Genomic DNA, 19,347 nt, shown 5'->3' on the forward strand with positions numbered 1-19,347 from the left:
AAGGAATGCCCATGGCCCCGCGCCTCTCGCCGCGACTCGTCGCGCTTATGCTGTTGCCGTTTTCGGCCTTTGCCGCCGCAAAATGCGCCCTCACCGACCCGTCGCTGACGCTGCAAAGCTACGCCGTCAATCCGCAGCAGGAGCGGATCGCCATGTACTGGAAAAACGACGCCGGCAGCGCCTGGGGCTCCCTGCGATCGCTGCTGGCGGATATCAATCGCGACGGCCGGGTGCGGATGGCGATGAACGGCGGGATTTACGATAAAGCCTATGCGCCGCTGGGGCTGTATATCGAAAAGGGCAAACAGAGGGTTGCGCTCAACCGCGCCTCCGGCGGCGGCAACTTTTTCATTCGTCCCGGCGGGGTCTTTTTTGTTAAAGGCCAGCAGGCGGGGATCGTCAGCATCGATAAATACCGGCCGTCGCCGGCCATCGATTACGCCGTGCAGTCCGGCCCGATGCTGATTGAAAACGGCAGGATTAACTGGCGGCTGAAGCCGTCCGCCGGGTCGCGCAAGCTGCGCAACGGCGTCGGCCTCACCCGCCAGGGTCAGGTGATATTCATGCTCAGCGCGCGCGAAACCAACTTCTACGATTTCGCCTGCTACGCGCAGTCAAAGCTCAACGTCCGGCAGATGCTCTACCTCGACGGCACCATTTCGAAAATGTACCGGCAGGGCGGCGGCGTGCCCTGGCAGTACCATCCGTTCGTCAGCATGATTACGGTGGAAGCCCGCTAGCGCCGGGCCGACATCCGGCGGTGCCCCCACTCGCGCAGGCGCTGAAAAAGCACAAACAGCGTGGGGATAAACAGAATGCCGATTACCGTCGCCACCAGCATGCCGCTGAACACGGTGGTGCCGATAATCCGCCGACTCTGCGCTCCGGCGCCGGTGGCGAACATCATCGGCACGATCCCGATAATAAACGAGACCGCGGTCATCAGCACCGCGCGGAAGCGGCGGGTGGCCCCTTCGCGGGCGGCATCGGCTATCGACATCCCCTCTTCGCGCTTCGCGCGGGCAAACTCGACGATCAGGATCGCGTTCTTCGCCGCCAGCGCGATAAGCAGCACCAGGCCAATCTGCACGTACACGTCGTTGGCGTAGCCGGCTGCCCACAGCCACAGCAGCGCCCCGCCGATGGCGAACAGCACCGACAGCATCACGCTCGCCGGCAGCGTCCAGCTTTCATACTGCGCGACGAGGAACAGCCACGCCATCGCCACCGCCGCCAGCACGATCCAGATAGCCTGGTTGCCGGTCTGCTGCTCCTGCCACGAGATCCCGCTCCAGGCGTAGTCGTAGCCCTGCGGCAGATGGGCCTGCAGAATCTCCGCCATTGCCGCCATCGCCGCCCGGCTGCTGACGCCCTCAGCCGCCGAGCCGCTTATCGATACCGACGGGGACTGATTGTACTGCTGGATAAACGGCGCCCCCACCGCCGGGGTGACGGTGACCAGATTGCTCAGGCGCACCCGTTCGCCGTGGTTGCTGCGCACGTAGAGCTCGCTTATCTGCTCCGCCCGCTCGCGCCACTGCATCTCGTTTTGTATCACCACGTGGTAGACCCGATTATTGATGCTAAAGTCCCCGGCGCGGGTGCCGCCAAATGCCGTCTGCAGGCTGCTGAAGATCCGCGCAACCGGGACATCCAGCCGGGCGGCGCGGTCGCGATCGACGCTCAGCGTTAGCTGCGGCACGCTGCTGCTCCAGGTGGTAAAGACCCGGCTCAGCTGCGGATGCTGATTGGCAATTTGCAGCACCTGCAGCGCCACGCGCTCCAGCTCCGCCGACGATTGTCCGGCCTGGGCCAGAATGCGCAGGTTAAAGCCCGAGGCGTTGCCCAACCCCGGCAGCGTCGGCGGCGCAAAGGCCATAATCGTCGCCTCCGGCAGGGCCAGCAGCTGCCCCTGCAGCTTGCTCATCACCAGCTCCAGCGACGGCCGCCGGTGCCAGTCTTTCAGCATCACCGAGATAAAACCGCCGTTTGAGGCGCTGGTGCCGTTCAGAATATTGAAGCCCGATACCTGAATGACGTCCTCCACCGCCGGATTGGCCAGCAGCAGCTCGCGCGCCTGGGCCATCACCGCTTCGGTGCGCTCCAGCGAAGCCGCCTCCGGCAGCTGGACGCTGGCGAAAAAGTAGCCCTGATCTTCTTCGGGCAGAAAGCCCTTCGGCATGCTGCTGAAGCTGAACGCCACCGCCCCGGCAGCCAGCGCGACCGCCGCCAGCGCCAGCCACGGACGGCGGTTCATGCGGGCGACGAGCGCCCCGTAGCCGTCGCGCAGTCCAGCGAGGCCGCGATTGAACAACCGCCAGACGGCCGCGGGCTGCGCCGGACGCGGGCGCAGCAGCAGCGCGCACAGGGCCGGCGTCAGCGTCAGCGCCACGACGCTCGACAGCGTGACCGCCGTGGAGAGGGTGACCGCAAACTGGCGATAGAGCTCGCCGACGATGCCCGGCAGCAGCGCCACCGGCACGAACACCGCCAGCAGCACCAGGGTGGTGGCGATAACCGGCCCGGCGATTTGGCGCAGCGCCTGGGCGGTGGCCTCAAGGCGGCCCAGGCCTTCCGCCATCTGGCTCTCGACGCTCTCCACCACCACGATGGCGTCGTCCACCACCATCGTCAGGGCGAGGATCGCCGCAAACAGGCTGAGGGTATTGGCGCTGTAGCCCAGCAGATAGAGCACCGCGAAGGTGCCGATCAGCGAGACCGGGATCGCCAGCGCGACGATCAGCGTCGCCCGCCAGCTTTGCAGGAACAGCGAAACCACCGCCACCACCGCCAGCAGGGTGAGCACCAGCGAAACGGCAATCTCTTTGATGGTCGCCGCCACGAAGCGCGTGGTGTCGAACTTCACCTCCCAGGTGAGATCCGGCGGGAAGCGCGCGTGTAGCCGCGTGAGCTCGGCGCGCACCGCGCTGGCAACCTGCAGCGCGTTGGCGGTCGGCGTCGGATAAACCCCGAGATAGGCCGAGTCGCGACCGTTGAGCTGCGCGCCGGAGCTGTAGCTGCGGGCGCCGAGCTCGATGGTTGCCACCTCGGCCAGGCGCACCAGCTGCCCCTGCTCGCCGCTGCGGATCGCTATCTGTCCGAAGCTTGCCGCATCGCTCAGGCGCCCAATACCGTTGATGGTCAGCGTTTGCTGCTGGCCGTTAAACACCGGCGGCGTTCCCACCCGCCCGGCGGCGCCCTGCACGTTCTGCTCCCGCAGCGCCTGGGCGATATCTTCGCTGGTGACGTTGAGCGCATTCATGCGATCCGGACGCAGCCAGACGCGCATGCTGTAGTCGCGGGCGCCGAACATCTGCACCTCGCCGACGCCCGGCAGCCGGGCCAGCGCCTCGCGCACCTGGGTACTGGCATAGTTGCTGACAAACAGCGGCGAGAGCGTTTCCGTCGGCGAATAGAGGCTGATCCCCATCAGCAGATTGGTCGCCCGCTTGCGCACCTGCACCCCGTTCTGCTGCACCTCGGCGGGCAGCTGCGCCACCGCCTGCGAGACGCGGTTCTGCACGTCGATCGCCGCCAGGTCGGCGTCGGTGCCGGCCGCAAAGGTCAGGCTCAGGCTGTAGGCCCCTTCGTCGGAGCTGGTGGACTCCATGTAGAGCATATGGTCAACGCCGTTGAGCTGGGTTTCCAGCGGCGCGGCGATGGCCTCGGCCACGTCTGCCGCGCTGGCGCCCGGCCAGCTGGCGCTGACGCTAATCACCGGCGGCGTAATCTGCGGATACTGCTCAACCGGAATCAGCTTCAGCGCCACCGCGCCGGCAAAGGTTATCAGCAGCGCAATCACCATCGCGAAGCGCGGGCGACGGATAAAAAACGTCAGCATCCCTTCTCCTTTCTTATTTCAGTAGCCGTACGGCGGCGCCGTCACGCAGGCGCTGTACGCCTTCCGTCACCACGCGCTCGCCAACGTCCAGCCCCCGTGCGACCGCGTAGCGCTGTCCCTGCTGCTCGCCGAGCGTCAGCCGACGCAGCGCGGCGGTGTTATCTTCCATCAGCACCCAGCTATAGAAGCCCTGCGCGTCCTGCTGCACCGCCGCCAGCGGGATGGTCAGGCTCTCCTGCTGCTGGCGCGGGCGCAAAATCACCGTCACGCTGCCGCCCGGCAGCAGGCGATGCTGCGGATTAGCAAACTCGGCGCGCATCACCACGCTGGCGGTGCGGCTGTCGATGCGGTTATCCACCGAGGTCAGCACCCCCTCTTCGCGCGCGCCGCCGGGGGCAATCAACGCCTGCCACGCCTGCTTCAGCGCGCTAATATCGTCGTGCTGCCCCGCCTTACTGTAAAAAGCGTTTTCATCTAAGGCGAAAGAGACGCGGATCGGGTCGAGCTGGACGATATCCACCAGCGCGCCGCTGGCCGGATTCACCAGGCTGCCGACGTGAAACAGGCTGTGGCCCACGCGCCCGGTCACCGGCGAATCAATGCGGGTGTAGCCGAGCGTAATCTGCTGCGCGGCAACGCGCGCCTGCGCCTGCTCCACCGCGGCGGCGGCGACATCGCGCTGCATCTGCGCGTTATCGACATCGTTGCGGCTAATCGAGTGGTTGTTTTTCAGGCGCTGATAGCGGCTAAGCAGCTGTTCGGCCTGGCGCAGCGAAGCCCGGGCGCTTTTCAGCTCGGCCTGCGCCAGCGCCAGCGCGGCGCGCGGCTGGGCGTCATCGAGGGTAAAGAGGCGGTCGCCCTGCCTGACGTACTGTCCGTCCGCAAAATGGCGCTGAACGATAGCGCCTTCGGTACGGGCGCGGATCTCGACCGCGTGAATCGCCTCGACGCGTCCGGGGATCTGCCGCTCATCGACGTGGGCGGCGCGTTCGACGGTCGCCACGCGAACCGGAACTGCCGGCGCCGCGGCGGCGCTGAGGGCGTAGCCGGCCAGGCCGCAGGCCAGGAAGGCGCAGCGGAGTATTTTTTTCATAGGGGGAATTCCTTGCTGACGTTATCGCGCCCCTCCCGGAGGGGAAGGGCGCGAAGGTTCAGGCGGTTTTACGCCAACGGCGGGTCAGGCGCTTCTCAACCTCCACCACCAGGAACATCACCATGCCGATGGCAAGAGTGACAAACCAGTAGCGCAGCGGCAGCCCTTCGGTACCGAACATCGTCTGCATCAGCGGGACGTAGATAATGACCAGCTGCATCAGCAGCAGCACGCCGCTCACCAGCCAGATGCCTTTATTACGCAGCAGGCCCATGTTGAGCGAGAAGCTGTCGCTGCTGCGGCAGTTGATCATATACACCCACTGGGCGGTCACCAGCATCTGCAGCAGCACGGTACGGATAAACTCCGGGCTGTGGCCGCGCGGCGCCAGCCAGGCCTCAAGGATAAAGGCGGCGACGGCGATCATCGTGCCGACGAACGCCACCCGCCAGACGGCGAAGGCATCCATCACGTGCTGGCCGGTTTTACGCGGCGGACGGTTCATGGCGTTGCGCTCGGCGGCTTCAAAGGCGAGGCCGAAGGAGAGCGTGGCGGAGGTCGCCATGTTCATCCACAGGATCAGCACCGGCGTCAGCGGAATAATGTTCCCCGCCAGCAGGGCGATGATAATCAGCAGCCCCTGCGCCAGGTTGGTGGGCATGATAAACAGGATGGTTTTCTTCAGGTTGTCGTAGACCCGACGCCCCTCTTTTACCGCGCTGGCGATGGTGGCAAAGTTGTCGTCGGTCAGCACCATATCGGCGGCTTCTTTGGTGACCTCCGTCCCTTTGATCCCCATCGCAATACCGACGTCGGCCTGACGCAGCGCCGGCGCGTCGTTAACGCCGTCGCCGGTCATCCCGACCACTTCGCCGTTATCCTGGAGAGCCTTCACCAGGCGCAGCTTATGCTCCGGGCTGGTGCGGGCGAAAATATCGTACTCTGCGGCGACTTTTGTCAGCTCGGCGTCATCCATGTGCTCCAGCCGGTAGCCGGTCATCGCCTGGCTGCTGTTGGCGATCCCCAGCATCTGGCCGATGCTCATCGCCGTCTGCGGGTGATCGCCGGTGATCATCTTCACGCGGATCCCCGCGTTCTGGCAGGCGTGAATGGCGTCGATGGCTTCCGGACGCGGCGGGTCCATCATCCCGGCGATGCCGAGGAACACCAGGCCTTCGCGCAGATCATCATGGGTCAGCGTCGCGCTGCCGGCGGCGGCCGGCTTGCTGGCGGCGGCAACCATACGCAGGCCCTGACGGGCGAAGCGCGCCATCTCATCTTCCCAGTACTGCAGCTCGAACGGTACCGCGCCCTGCTTGCTCATCTGCTGGCGGCACATGGCGAAAATAACGTCCGGCGCGCCGGTAATCAGCACCCGCGCCTCATCGCCAATCTGCTGCAGGGTGGCCATATATTTGTACTGCGAGTCGAACGGAATTTTGGCAATCAGACGCGTGTCAACCGGCGCCAGCTGCGCTTTCGCCGCCAGCACCTTCAGCGCGCCTTCGGTTGGCCCGCCGGTAATGCCCCACAGCCCGCGCTCGTCCTTGACGATCTGGCTGTCGTTACACAGGTCGATGGTGCGCAGCCAGCTTTCCAGCACGCTGCCCGGCTTAATCTGCACCGGCTCGTCGCTGCCTTCGAGGCAGATATCGCCCCGCGGCTCGTAGCTGTCGCCTTCGACGCGGTAGCAGCAGTCGGCGGTCACGATCGCTTTGACGGTCATTTCGTTCATCGTCAGGGTGCCGGTTTTATCCGAGCACACCACGGTCATCGCCCCGAGGGTTTCGACGGTCGGCAGCTTGCGGATAATCGCCCGCTGCCGCGCCATCGCCTGTACGCCCAGCGATAAAATAATCGAGATGATGGCCGGTAAACCTTCCGGTACCGCCGCCACCGCGAGGCTAATCAGCGACAGCAGCAGTTCGCCAAGCGGGATGTCGCGCAGCGCCAGGCTAAAGAGGAACAGCGCGGCCATCATCGCGAGGATGATGACGAAAATCGCCTTCCCGAGCTTGTCCATCTGCACCAGCAGCGGCGTGCGGTGCTTCTCAATCCCCGCCATCATCTGGTTGATATGGCCGAGCTCGGTCTGCTGGCCGGTGGCGGTCACCACGCCCACGCCAGCACCGGCGCTGATGGTGGTGCCGGAGAAGAGCATATTGGTGCGATCGCCCAGCGGCAGCTCGCCCTGCAGCGCGTCGGTGGTCTTATCCACCACCGTCGATTCGCCGGTCAGGATCGCCTCCTCCACCCGCAGGCTGTGGGTTTCAATCAGGCGCATGTCCGCCGGGACGCGGTCGCCGGCGCGCAGAATAACGATATCGCCCGGCACCAGCTCGCGGGTCGCCACGGTTTCGTGCCTGCCGCTGCGCTGCACCCGCGCATCGCTGGAGAGCATGTTGCGAATGCCCTGCAGGGATTTTTCGGCGTTGCTCTCCTGCACGTGGCCAATCAGGGCGTTGATCACGGTGACGCCAAGAATAACCAGCGTATCCACCCAGTGGCCCATCACCGCGGTGAGCGCGGCGGCGGCCAGCAGGACAAAAATCAGGACGTCGTTAAAGTGCGCGAGAAAGCGCAGCCAGCCCGGCTTGCCTTTCTTTTCCGGCAGCGCGTTAGGGCCCCAGCTTTCCAGGCGCTCTGCGGCCTGGGCGGAAGTCAGGCCCTCGGCACGGCTCTCTTGCTGCGCCAAAACTTCAGCCACGGTCTGCTGATAAGCCTGACGGGATGCGGCCTCCCCTGAAGGGGGCGTATTACGGGGATTTATCTTTTTGGTCAAAATAAATTTTCCTTATAAATTCCGTGAAGCGGAAAGCCTGAAATCATTTCTGGCCAATGAAAGATTATAATTTCACGGGGCGAGAGAAATGACCCTGGGGAAATTTTTAATCTCTCGCAAAATTCAAAATATGTGATAAGTTATTTCTCAGACCAACTATTACAGAAGATTAATAAACCTATATTAAACGAGGGGCAATATGACTAAAATCTACCGCGGAAGCCGCCTGGCGCTGTACGTTGTGCTGGCTATCCTGATTGCCACGCTGGTGGGCTACAGCACCTATAGTTTTGTAAAGGCGATGCTCTAATAATGACTTTAATTTACATTAAAGCGTTATTAAATTAATCACAAAAATCTCGATTAAAATTAACAGAAAAATTAAAACCGAGGTATCAGATATAATACAAAGAGGGGCAAATAATAGCCGGTGAAATAATATTGCGTTAAAGAATATTTTACCCGACAATATGTTTTTTAACTGACGATTAACAAGTAATGAAACATCCGCTTGAAACGCTGATCTCCGCCGCCGGTATTCTGCTGCTGGCTCTGCTCTCCTGCCTGCTGCTGCCGGCCCCCTCCCTTGGGCTGACGCTGGCGCAGAAGCTGGTTGCGACCTTTCACCTGCTCGATCTCAACCAGTTCTACACCCTGCTGTTTTGCCTGTGGTTTTTAGCGCTGGGCGCGATTGAATACCTGGTGCTGCGCTGGGTCTGGCGCCGCTGGTTTTCCCTTGAGCGTTAGGCCGGTGAAATCGCGCATTCCCGCCACCAGCGCCTCGCACCACGCGGCATAGTCGTGGCCGCTGGAGGAGGGGTGGAAGCTGACGCGATAGCCTTTGTCGCGCAGCACCTGCCCGAACTCCAGCGTATTGGCATAAATCCCGCCGTCCGGCCCCGAGGTCTCAAACTTGCCCGCCTGCAGCCAGAAGCGCACCGGGTAGCGCGGCGACTGCTGGTACTGCCGCGTCAGCCAGCTCGCCTCCTCCCCCTTCGGCGCCCACCAGTACGACCCCGACAGGCTGAGCACGTTGGCAAACTGACGCGGATAGCGTAGCGCCACCCATGAAGCGGCCAGGCCGCCGTAGCTCGAACCGGCGACCACGGTTTTTTGTCGCGTCGGGTTCAGCCCCTGCTGGCGCAGCCAGGGCAGCAGCTCGTGGGCCATAAAGTCGGCGAAGAAGGGATTGGGCGGCAGCTCTTTGGCCCGCCGCGGGTGGTCGAGGCTGTCGATAAACACCACGTTAATCGGCGGCAGCGCGTGGCTGGCGATCAGGCTATCGAGGACGTTGGCGAAGTGGTATTCATCCTGGTAGGTTTTGCCATCAAACAGCATCAGCGTCCAGCGCGCCGGCTGCGGCAGGCGCGGGCGATAGATCGATACCTCCCGGCTATTTTGCAAAAAGTCGCTGTGCAGCTGATGGCGGGTCAAGGTGCCGTAGCGCAGCGGCTGCGCCATCCGCTGCGGGGTGCAAAAACGCGCCGGGTTGAGGGCCAGCAGCGAATAGCGGTTCCAGCGATCGCTGGCGGCGTTGACGCTTTGCGGATTCAGCGGATCGGCCTGGGCGCTGACCAGAATTGCCCGCCGCTGATCGCGCGCGCTGCCGTCAATCACCGGCACGTCCGGCGCCAGCTTGTACTGCATCAGCGTATCCGACGGGACCACGTAGCTGCGGAACCAGACGTCGGAGCTGCCGAGACGAAACAGCGGATCGTGATCGCCCGCCGGCGATCCCAGCAGAAACACGTTGCGGCTCGCCCCGCGCCACAGAAAGGTAACGCGCTTATGGCCGGCGTCCAGCGCCTCAACCATCGGCGTCCCCTCCTGCTCACGCTCCTGCCAGAAGCCCGCCGTTGAGCCTCCCGCCGCCAGCTCCCGCATCAGCAGCTGCAGACGCGGGCTAACGGGGTCCAGAGGCTGGTTTTTTGCCAGCGCGGTCGTCTCCTTCATCCGCCACTGAAAGCGCCAGCGGGCCCCCTCTTCGCCGTGCAGCACCAGCGCCGAGGGGCGGTTAACCGGCAGAGAAAACAGCACCGTCTGTTCGCCGTCCGCCGGTCCGCCCGCCAGCAGCGTGCGCAGACGGCGGTTGTGCTCATCCAGCAGGCGGGCATCCGTTACGCCGGAGAGGGTCGCGGTGACGTAGTTTTCCCCCAACGTCGGCAGGTCAAAACAGACCTCACCGCTGGCATCGAATTTTCCCTGCAGCTCTCCCTGCAGCGAGGGAGACTCGCAGTTCATTGCCGCCGCCGGTAGCGCGCTCATCCCCACCAGCAGACCACTCCATGCCATCTTCATTGCCCGATTATCCCTGTAAGAATTTGTTACCAACGCTAATGCAAATAGGAATGATTTGCAATAACATCTGGGCGGTTGGTGATGACCGTTACATTTTCCCCTGGCGGAAAAACGGGTTTCTATGGCAATTAAAACCAAGGATGTAGCTAAAAATATGTTTAACAATAATAAGATAACAAAAATCTGGGTCACGGGTATGGCGCTGGCTTCATGCGCGGGGCAGGTGCAGGCGGCGGAGGAGACACTGGTGGTCACCGCGGGCAGCGGGGAAGATCCTACCGCGCCGCTGAAGGGCATCGTGGCGACAAAAACGCTCTCGGCCACCAAAACCGCCGCCGAGCTTATCAAAACGCCGCAGTCGGTCTCGGTGGTCACCCGCGATCAGATGCAGGCCCTCGACGTCACCTCGGTATCCCAGGCGCTGCGCTACAGCGCCGGCGTCTTTACCGAGTATCGCGGGTCGTCCAACCGCAACGACGAGGTCTTCGTTCGCGGCTTCAGCTACGTGCCAAAGTATCTCGATGGCCTGAGCTACGGCGCCACCGCCTCCTCGCAAACCGGCACCGTTGACCCGTGGCTGCTGGAGCGCGTGGAGCTGGTACGCGGCCCGGCCTCGGTGCTGTTTGGTCAGGTCAATCCCGGCGGGCTTATCAGCATGACCAGCAAACGCCCCACCGCCCAGCCGGTTCACGAGGTGCAGTTCCGCACCGGCAACAACCATCTCGCCGAAGGCGCCTTTGATTTTGGCGGCCCGCTGAGCGATGACGGCAGCCTGCTGTACCGCCTGAACGGTATCGCCCGCACGCAGAATAACCAGGTTGACGACTACAAAGAGACGCGGATGGCGATAGCGCCGGCCCTGACCTGGTATCCCAACCAGGCCACCCGCTTCACGCTGCTCACCAGCTATCAAAAAGATCCCGATGCCGGCTACCGCAACTTCCTCCCGCGCTACGGCACCGTCAGCAGCGTCGACGGGAGCTATATTCCGCGCGATTTTAACGTCAGCGACCCTAACTATGACCAGTCGTGGCGCGAACAAACGGCGATCGGCTATGAGTTTGAGCATCAGCTCAACGACACCTTTACGCTGCGCCAGAACGCCCGCTACGCCACCATCAAGCAGAAGTATCGCTATCTGGTGTACACCACCAGCGACGCCAACAGCTCGGTACTGTCCCGCCGCGCCCAGCGCGAGGAGCGCCAGACCGATGAGTTCGGCATTGATAACCAGCTTGAGGCGCAGTTTACCAGCGGCCAGCTGGCGCATACCGTCATCGGCGGGCTGGACTATAAGACCAGCAAGGATAAACAGTACCTCGGCCGCGCCGGCGGCGCGCAGTACGATATCGACTGGCGCCATCCGGCGTACGGCGTTAACGTCGACGAAAGTACCTTCAGCACCGCCAGCGACGAGCAGCAGAATCTCGACCAGATGGGGGTCTACCTGCAGGATCAGCTGAGCTGGGAGAGCTGGGAGCTGCTGCTTTCCGGCCGCTACGACTGGGCGGAGGTGCGAACGACCGACTTTACCGACGCCAGCCGCAGCCAGAAAAACGACAGCAAGTTCACCTGGCGCACCGGCCTGCTGTACGCCTTTGATTTCGGCCTCTCTCCGTACATCAGCTACAGCACCTCCTTTGAACCTAACCTGCAAACCAACCGGGCGCCGGGGGTGGGTCCGTTCGACCCGAGCGTGGGCAAGCAGCTGGAGGTGGGCCTGAAGTATCAGCCAAACCAGAATGCGCTGATGACTCTCGCGATGTACGACCTGACGCAGAGCAACGTCGCCACCTACAACAGCGCGGCGGGATGGTTTGAAAACAGCGGCAAAGTGCGCTCAAAAGGGATTGAGGCCGAGGCGCACGCCACGGTCTTCGACAACCTGAACCTGATTGCGTCCTACACCTGGACCGACGCCGAAACCGTCAGCACCACCGTGGCGGGAACCGAAGGGAAAACGCCGGCGCGCATCCCGACGCATATGGCGTCGGCCTTCACCAGCTATACGCTGCCGGACGGCGCGCTGAAAAGCCTGACCGCCGGGGTAGGCATGCGCTATATCGGCACCAGCTACGGTGACGCCAAAAACACCTTCAAGGTGCCGGCGGTGGATCTGTATGACGCGATGGTGAGCTATGAGTTAGGCGAGCTTAGCCCGCGCCTGCAGGGGGCGAAGGTGCAGTTCAACGTGAATAATATCGCCGATACCAAATACGTCGCATCATGCGCCAGCGATAGCGCCTGTTTCTACGGTATTGGCAGAACGGTAACGGCGACGGTGAACTACGCCTGGTAAGAAAAGCATCCGCCGGTCTCCCCCGGCGGATGCGTCTCAATGGGCACGATGGTGGTTTTCTTTACGGTAGGCGCCCGGCGGCTGGTTAAACGTCCGGGTAAAGATGCGGGTAAACGTCTGCTGCGAATCAAAGCCGTATTTCAGGCAGATATCGTAAACCCGCTGGTCGGTATCGCGTAGATCGCGCGCCGCCAGCCGCAGCTTACGTTCACGAATATAGCGCCCCAGACTCTCCCCTTTATATTGTAAAAACAGTCGTTGCAGATGCCATTTTGAGTAACCGGAGTGGCGAGCAATATCATCAATACGCAGCGGCTGATGCAAATTGTCATCAATCCACCCGACGATAGTCTCAATCACCTGAGCGGAAATAGTCATAAGTCCTCTCTCCTCTTGAACCATACTGGCGATTACTGCCACCAGGCATTAAATGATTGTTTCTTATCAGCGACCCAAACCGGCTCGCCCAGCATTGGCGTCAGCAAACGCCATGCGCGTTTTTCACTGGCCGCAGCCAGCCGTTTATAGGGGTCGTCCCAGCTGTGCTTTGCCAGCACGAAACGCCCGGCATGTCCCGGCAATACCGCGCGAGCGCCGAGATCGTCGGCTGCCTGCGCCGTCTCATCCGGCATCATATGAATATATTTCCAGTCCTGGTCGTACTGGCCGTTTTCCATAATCGCCAGATCCACCGCGCCAAACCGCTCGCCGATGGCCTTGAAATGCGGGCCATAGCCGCTATCGCCGCTGTAGTAAATTTTCTGCTGCGGCGTCACCAGCATAAAGCTGGCCCACAGCGTCTGGTTGCGCTTGAGGCCGCGCCCGGAGAAGTGGCGGGCCGGCAGCACGTGCACGGTGAACTCATCGCTGATCTTCACCGACTCGTTCCAGTCCGCCTCGCTGATAATCGCCCCGTCCATTCCCCAGTAGCGCAGGTGTGAGCCGACGCCAAGCGGCGTAACCACGCGCTTAATTTTCGGCATCAGCGCTTTGATGGTGGCGTAATCGAGATGGTCGTAGTGGTCGTGCGAGATAATCAGCAGATCGATTTCCGGCATCTGCTCGGCGCGCCACGGGTAGTCACCCGGGAAGGCTTTGTTGATAAACGAAAACGGCGCGGCATAGTTGCTGAAGACCGGGTCAATCAGGATACGTTTGCCCGCCAGCTGCAAAAACCAGGAGGAGTGGCCAAGCCACACCATCGCATCCTGCCCCGCCGGCAGGCTGGCAAGATCGGTATTGACCAGCGGCAGCGGCTGCTGCGGCCTGGCGTTTTCGCGTTTGGTCACCAAAAAATCCCACATCGCGGCCAGCATATTTTTCTGCCCGGTAAAGCTCGGCGTGGACAGCTGGTTATGAAACTGGCCGTCATGATAGTGCGGCGATTGTTCAACGAGGCTAAGCTGTGCGCCCTGTGGCGCCTTACCAAACCCGGCATTTAACACAAACGGTAAAGCTGTTGCTGAGGCTAATAACATGATGGCGACCACGCTGACAATGACACGGTTCATATTCGGACCAGGCTAAACCCTCTGTCCCAAAGGTTTTGCTATAAGACTTGATTATGAGTGAGTAAGCACTCATTATTAGGAAGAAGACGAAAGTCGTCAAGACGATTTTCAATTTTTGACATACACCGTTGCAGTGCCATCACCAGGCATGCTTAGATCCGGGTTTAATTACGTGTGAGGTAAAGCGCAGTGGCTCGTCCTAAGAGTGAAGATAAAAAGCAGGCGTTACTGGAGGCCGCAACCGCCGCCTTCGCCCAGTCAGGTATTGCCGCCTCAACGTCGGCCATAGCCCGCAGCGCGGGGGTTGCCGAGGGGACGCTGTTCCGCTATTTCGCCACCAAGGACGATCTGCTCAACGAGCTGTACCTCTCTATCAAAACCGGTCTGGTTGCCTCGATGGTGGCCGGGCTGACGCCGAACGAGAAGCGCCCAAAAGAGAACGCGCGCAACATCTGGAACGGCTATATCGACTGGGGTATTCGCCACCCGATGGAGAACAAGGCCATCCGCCGGATGGCGCTTAGCGAAAGGATCACCGACGAAACGCGCACCCGCGTTAAAGAGATGTTCCCCGAGCTCAACGAGATGTGCCAGCTGTCGATCAAGGCTATCTTCCAGAGCGACGCCTATCGCGCCTTCTGCGACGCGCTGTTTCTGTCGCTGGCGGAAACGACCATCGAATTTGCCAGCCACGACCCGCAGCGCGCCAGGGAGCTGATCGCACTCGGGTTTGAGGCCATGTGGCAGGCGCTGCATGAGGATGCCGCCTGATGACTCCCGATTCACTGCACAACAGCGCCCGGCGAATCGCGCTGACCTACCCGTTTACCGAGCACTGCTGGCCGTTCGGCCCGGAGTACGACGTGTTCAAAGTAGGCGGACGCATTTTTATGCTGACCACCCACGTTCGCGGCCGGGCGCTGGTGAACCTCAAGGCCGAGCCGCAAAAATCACTGCTGAATCAGGAGATTTATCGCAGCATTGAGCCGGGCTACCACATGAACAAGAAGCACTGGATTACCGTGGTTCCCGGCGCCGATATCAGCGAAGATCTGCTGGCAGAGCTGATTGACGATTCGTGGAACCAGGTGGTGAACAAACTGCCGAAAAAGGTCCAGCAGCGGCTGCGCCCTGAATGATTTTCAGCGCAGCGCGATAAGTGTTATCGCATTTTTGTCTCTTATCATTTCCCCGGCATCGCTGTACTCTTCCTTCACTGAATGCTCCGTAAGGGGCTGTAAACTCAAATTATCTTGAGATTAAACCTGAGGAAGAGTTATGGATATCGTTGCCGTCGCCCTAAAGCGCCACTCCACCAAGGCATTTGATGCCAGCAAGAAGTTGACCGCAGACCAGGCGGAAAACCTGAAAACGCTGCTGCAGTTCAGCCCGTCGAGCACCAACTCCCAGCCGTGGCACTTTATCGTTGCCAGCACCGACGAAGGCAAAGCGCGGGTGGCTAAAGCGGCCAGCGGCACCTACGTGTTCAACGAACGTAAAATCCTCGATGCGTCCCACGTGGTTGTTTTCTGCGCCAAAACCGAGATGGACGATGCCTGGCTGGAGCGCGTGGTCGATCAGGAGGAGGCCGACGGCCGCTTCGCGACGCCGGAAGCCAAAGCGGGTAACCACAAGGGCCGCACCTTCTTCGCCGATATGCACCGCAAAGATCTAAACGACGCCAGCCACTGGATGGGCAAACAGGTCTATCTGAACGTCGGCAACTTCCTGCTCGGCGTGGCCGCGATGGGCCTCGATGCGGTGCCGATTGAAGGCGTCGATTTCGCCATTCTGGACGCTGAGTTCGACCTCAAGGCGCAGGGCTATACCAGCCTGGTGGTGGTGCCGGTTGGCCATCATAGCGTCGAAGATTTCAACGCCGCGCTGCCAAAATCACGCCTGCCGCAGGCGACCACCATTACCGAGATTTAATCGCCCCCGGCACGCCGCTCGCCGGCGTGCCAGATTCTTTCCGCGTAGCGGCCGAGCACGGCCAGCGACGCCGCCAGAATCAGAAAGAACACCACCTTATGCATGCTCCCCCAGAAATACTCGAAAAAGCGGGTATAGAGATTTATGGCGAGGAACGTCAGGCCAAACCCCCGCAGCATGCCGTCATCGGTTTTCAGGCTGATATAGATACAGATACCCGCCGCCGCGCCAAACAGCAGCGCCCACGGCAGCAGCTGCGTCGGCGAAAGGCCGTACCAGCTATCCAGATCGTGGTTGCCAAAAATCGACAAAATCCATAGCGCAATAAACAGATAGGTCAGGCCCGTCGCCTTGCTGACGCTAAACAGCCGCCGCTGGCGCAGCCGCTTTTGCAGCGCAAAACAGAGCGCCAGCAGCGCGCCGCCAAACAGCACGAAGCGAATCGGGTAGCTCATCCCCAGCCAGTAGGCGCCCCACCCTGATACATAGCCGGTTTCCGCCCCGAACCAGTTGCCGAGCGCCAGCAGAAAAAATAGCCATACCAGCCCGGAGCGGCCGGCGTAGCCAATGGCGCCGTAAATCGCACAGCCAACGAGGAACAGCGGGGCGATATGGCCGCTGCCGTCATCCAGCCGTACGCCGAGCTGCCAGAGCGCCACCGCGGTAAACACAACGCCGGTAAAGAGAATCGCCTCGGTGCTGTAGTGCCACTGCGCTTCTCGCCGCTGGCGGCGAAAGCCCCAGGCATAACACGCCAGGGCAATCACCGCCGGCAGGGCAATACGCGCCAGCGCCGAGTCGCTAAACAGGCCCACCAGCCAGGCGATCGCGTCGCTATCGGCGAACAGGCTGCCCAGCGCAATGAGCAGGCAGGCCAGCGCCGTCCAGAAGGCGTAGCGGCTCAGGCGCTGCCAGTCGAAGGGGGAACGAACTAGATGCGCGTTTAAATGCTGCTGCATCCGCTCGTCGATAACGTTATCTTCCCGCCAGCGGCTCACGGCCGCGCGAATAATCTTTTCCTGTCTGCGCGTCACTTTCATTGATAGTCATATCCCTACGGCAATATCGCGTAAGTATGACACGGAAAGTGCGCCGCGGCCTGCCGGCACGGAGCGGCGGCAGGCGAAGCCCTCTCAGCCCTGATTATCCAGCCACGCCAGCGCCCGCTCGCCGGCCTCATCCATCGGCAGATAGACCAGCAGCCGCGAGCCGTTGCGCGGCGCCGAGTACCAGTACATCTGCTGCAGGCTAAAGCGCCCCAGCTGCGGATGGTTGAAGTTCTTCACCTGATTCTCCACGCCGCGGACCTCGTAGCGCTGGTGCCAGAGCGCCTCAAACTCCGCCGAGGCGGCGAAAAATCGCGCCAGCTTATTTTCCCACAGCGGATCGCCCCGATGCTCGGCCATCGCCGCGCGGAAATAGGAGACAAAGGTCGCCAGCACGTCGCGGTTTTCAATCCGGCTGCGCCAGGTTTCGTTGGTCAGATAGAGATAGATACAGTTGCGGTCCTCTTCCGGGAGGCTCGCAAAATCGAGGCCCATCAGGCGGCAGAAGCTCTCGTTCCACGCCACGATATCGAAGTTCGGCTTCTGGATACTGGCCGGCTGGGGCATCAGGCTGTCGAGCATCCGCCGGGTGCCGGGGCTTATCCCTTCGCACACCGTTACCTGCGCGGCCTCCGGCGGCGTCACTCCCGCCAGCACGAACAGGTGCCGGGTTTCCAGCGGGCTGCATTGCAGCGCATTCGCCACCGCAACCAGCACCGATTCCGAGGGATTTACGTCCCTCCCCTGCTCCAGCCAGGTGTACCAGGTGACGCCGACGTCGGCGAGCATCGCCACCTCTTCGCGGCGCAGGCCGGGCGTACGCCGCCGTCCGACGCGCGGCAGGCCGAGACGCTGCGGATCGAGGCTCTCGCGGCGGGCGCGCAGAAAGGCGCCCAGCTGCTTACGGCTGTCGTCGGGCGCGACCGGCAGCGGTGCGCGTTGCGGCATTACGGTCATATGACCTCCAGCATGGTAGTGCCAATACCAGTATAAGCAGGAACTGGTACCCGTTTAATTTATCGTTGATGCTACGACCATCCGCTGAATGACGCAATGGAGAGATCCAATGAATTCGTCTGCTGTTTCACCCGGCCGCGCCGGTTTATTCCTGCTGTTAACCGGTCAGATGCTGCCGCTGATCGATACCTCAATCACCAACGTCGCGCTGGATTCCATCACCCGCTCGCTGGACGCCAGCGCCACCCAGCTGGAGCTGATCGTCGCGCTCTACGGCGTCGCCTTTGCGGTGTGCCTGGCGATGGGCAGCAAGCTCGGCGATAACTACGGTCGCCGGCGCCTGTTTATGTGGGGCGTGACGCTGTTCGGCGTCGCTTCTCTGCTCTGCGGGATGGCCAGCTCCATCGGCGAGCTGCTGGCGGCGCGTACCCTGCAGGGCGCCGGGGCGGCGCTGATCGTCCCGCAGATCCTCGCCACCCTGCACGTTACCCTGAAGGGCAGCGCCCACGCGCGCGCCATCAGCCTCTACGGCGGCATCGGCGGGATTGCGTTTATCGTCGGCCAGATGGGCGGCGGCTGGCTGGTCTCGGCGGATATTGCCGGGCTGGGCTGGCGCAACGCCTTCTTTATCAACGTGCCGATCTGCCTGCTGGTGCTGGCCTTTAGCCAGCGCTACGTGCCGGAAACCCGGCGCGAAGGCCACTCGACAATCGACTGGCAGGGCACCTTCAGCCTGGCGCTGATCCTCTGCTGCCTGCTGTTCCCGATGGCGCTGGGGCCGGAGCTGCACTGGCCGTGGACGCTGCAGCTGATGCTGGCGGCGGTGCTGCCGCTGCTGGTATGGATGCGCGCGAGCGCGCTGCGCAAACAGCGTCGCGGCGAGCAGCCGCTGCTGCCTCCGCGCCTGCTCAGGCTCACCAGCATTCGCTTCGGCATGGCGACCGCCCTGCTGTTTTTCAGCGCCTGGTCCGGGTTTATGTTCTGCATGGCGCTGAACATGCAGGCCGGGATGGGAATGGCGCCGTGGCAGTCGGGCAACAGCTTTATCGCCCTAGGGATTGCCTATTTCGTCTCCGCGCTGTACGCGCCGAAGCTGATTGCCCGCTACAGCATGGGCCGCATTTTGCTGATCGGCCTGACGGTGCAGATTATCGGCCTGCTGCTGCTGATGGCGACCTTTTATCATTTCGCCACCCGCACCTCGGCCCTGGCGCTGGTGCCTTCCACCGCGCTGGTCGGCTACGGCCAGGCGCTGATCGTCAACAGCTTTTACCGTATCGGGATGCGCGACATTAGCGCCAGCGACGCCGGAGCCGGCAGCGCGATCCTCAGCACCCTGCAGCAGGCCTCGCTGGGGTTGGGCCCGGCGCTGCTCGGTTCGCTCTTTTTAGCCCTCGCCCGGCGCAGCGGCGGCGACTACGCGCTGGCGCTGATCGACTTTCTGGCGGTTGAGGTGGTGATGATGCTGCTGCTCGGCGCCATTGCCCTGCGCCTGCGCCATCATCTGAATATTCGCCCGCTGGTCGTCGCCTCATAATTCATCGGCGCGCAGCCGGAGATTTGCATAATAGGCATCCAGCGGTCATCA

General features: G+C 62.0%; 15 protein-coding genes. 7 read left to right on the forward strand and 8 right to left on the reverse strand.

The genetic code is table 11. The annotated features are described in order from the left end of the window. Positions 1-11: 11 nt before the first annotated feature. A complete protein-coding gene (locus MMW58_RS21580; RefSeq protein WP_241722070.1) occupies positions 12-740 on the forward strand; it encodes a phosphodiester glycosidase family protein in 729 nt (242 codons plus the stop codon). Here MMW58_RS21580 and MMW58_RS21585 read toward each other — a convergent pair. Genes MMW58_RS21585 through MMW58_RS21595 form a run of 3 tightly spaced genes read right to left on the reverse strand, consistent with a single transcriptional unit; the run spans position 737 to position 7,716 of the window. Beyond that, complete coding sequence (locus MMW58_RS21585) at positions 737-3,841, reverse strand: efflux RND transporter permease subunit (protein WP_241722071.1); 3,105 nt, start codon at positions 3,839-3,841, stop codon at positions 737-739. The two genes, MMW58_RS21580 and MMW58_RS21585, sit on opposite strands and share 4 nt — an antisense overlap. Before the next feature lie 13 nt (positions 3,842-3,854). After that, entirely contained in the window at positions 3,855-4,934 is a 1,080-nt protein-coding gene (locus MMW58_RS21590) for an efflux RND transporter periplasmic adaptor subunit (protein WP_241722072.1), read from the reverse strand. A 58-nt stretch (positions 4,935-4,992) separates the two neighbouring features. Beyond that, entirely contained in the window at positions 4,993-7,716 is a 2,724-nt protein-coding gene (locus tag MMW58_RS21595; protein ID WP_241722073.1) for a cation-transporting P-type ATPase, read from the reverse strand. Between the two features lie 498 nt (positions 7,717-8,214). Between MMW58_RS21595 and MMW58_RS21600 the strand changes: the two genes are divergently transcribed. Further along, positions 8,215-8,463, forward strand: a complete 249-nt coding sequence (locus tag MMW58_RS21600; protein ID WP_041144484.1) for a DUF1158 domain-containing protein — start codon at positions 8,215-8,217, stop codon at positions 8,461-8,463. On the opposite strand, the gene MMW58_RS21605 is transcribed toward MMW58_RS21600, so the two are convergent. Next, positions 8,392-10,014 carry an alpha/beta hydrolase-fold protein gene (locus MMW58_RS21605; RefSeq protein WP_241722074.1) on the reverse strand — a complete coding sequence of 541 codons (1,623 nt, stop codon included), beginning with the start codon at positions 10,012-10,014 and terminating at the stop codon, positions 8,392-8,394. The genes MMW58_RS21600 and MMW58_RS21605 overlap by 72 nt on opposite strands. 154 nt (positions 10,015-10,168) lie before the next feature. Here MMW58_RS21605 and MMW58_RS21610 point away from each other — a divergent pair, with 154 nt between their 5' ends. Then, entirely contained in the window at positions 10,169-12,313 is a 2,145-nt protein-coding gene (locus MMW58_RS21610; RefSeq protein WP_241722075.1) for a TonB-dependent siderophore receptor, read from the forward strand. Positions 12,314-12,349: 36 nt separating this feature from the next. Here the strand turns inward: MMW58_RS21610 and MMW58_RS21615 are convergent, their stop codons facing one another. Both MMW58_RS21615 and MMW58_RS21620 read right to left on the reverse strand, forming a co-directional pair. Continuing rightward, entirely contained in the window at positions 12,350-12,691 is a 342-nt protein-coding gene (locus tag MMW58_RS21615; protein WP_041144482.1) for a RamA family antibiotic efflux transcriptional regulator, read from the reverse strand. A 32-nt stretch (positions 12,692-12,723) separates the two neighbouring features. Beyond that, positions 12,724-13,824 carry an MBL fold metallo-hydrolase gene (locus MMW58_RS21620; RefSeq protein WP_133596681.1) on the reverse strand — a complete coding sequence of 367 codons (1,101 nt, stop codon included), beginning with the start codon at positions 13,822-13,824 and terminating at the stop codon, positions 12,724-12,726. Between the two features lie 189 nt (positions 13,825-14,013). Here MMW58_RS21620 and MMW58_RS21625 point away from each other — a divergent pair, with 189 nt between their 5' ends. The 3 genes from MMW58_RS21625 (at position 14,014) to nfsB (ending at position 15,756) form a co-directional block, all read left to right on the forward strand. Further along, positions 14,014-14,595, forward strand: coding sequence for a TetR/AcrR family transcriptional regulator (locus tag MMW58_RS21625; protein ID WP_133596679.1), 582 nt, complete (start codon positions 14,014-14,016; stop codon positions 14,593-14,595). Further along, positions 14,595-14,963, forward strand: coding sequence for an MmcQ/YjbR family DNA-binding protein (locus MMW58_RS21630; RefSeq protein ID WP_241722076.1), 369 nt, complete (start codon positions 14,595-14,597; stop codon positions 14,961-14,963). The genes MMW58_RS21625 and MMW58_RS21630 overlap by 1 nt, the downstream gene beginning before the upstream one ends. A gap of 139 nt (positions 14,964-15,102) precedes the next feature. Next, positions 15,103-15,756, forward strand: coding sequence for an oxygen-insensitive NAD(P)H nitroreductase (nfsB, locus tag MMW58_RS21635; RefSeq protein WP_045854371.1), 654 nt, complete (start codon positions 15,103-15,105; stop codon positions 15,754-15,756). Here nfsB and MMW58_RS21640 read toward each other — a convergent pair. Further along, complete coding sequence (locus tag MMW58_RS21640; RefSeq protein ID WP_371823016.1) at positions 15,753-16,715, reverse strand: DUF2157 domain-containing protein; 963 nt, start codon at positions 16,713-16,715, stop codon at positions 15,753-15,755. The genes nfsB and MMW58_RS21640 overlap by 4 nt on opposite strands. 174 nt (positions 16,716-16,889) lie before the next feature. Further along, positions 16,890-17,759: a helix-turn-helix transcriptional regulator gene (locus MMW58_RS21645; RefSeq protein WP_045854369.1), complete on the reverse strand. Its 870-nt coding sequence runs from the start codon at positions 17,757-17,759 to the stop codon at positions 16,890-16,892. A 109-nt stretch (positions 17,760-17,868) separates the two neighbouring features. On the opposite strand from MMW58_RS21645, the gene MMW58_RS21650 reads away from it, so the two are divergent. Further along, complete coding sequence (locus MMW58_RS21650) at positions 17,869-19,296, forward strand: MFS transporter (RefSeq protein WP_241722078.1); 1,428 nt, start codon at positions 17,869-17,871, stop codon at positions 19,294-19,296. Positions 19,297-19,347: the final 51 nt, after the last annotated feature.

Origin of the sequence: Klebsiella sp. HC6, from assembly GCF_022605325.1 — a bacterium.
Taxonomy (GTDB): Bacteria; Pseudomonadota; Gammaproteobacteria; order Enterobacterales; family Enterobacteriaceae; genus Klebsiella; species Klebsiella terrigena.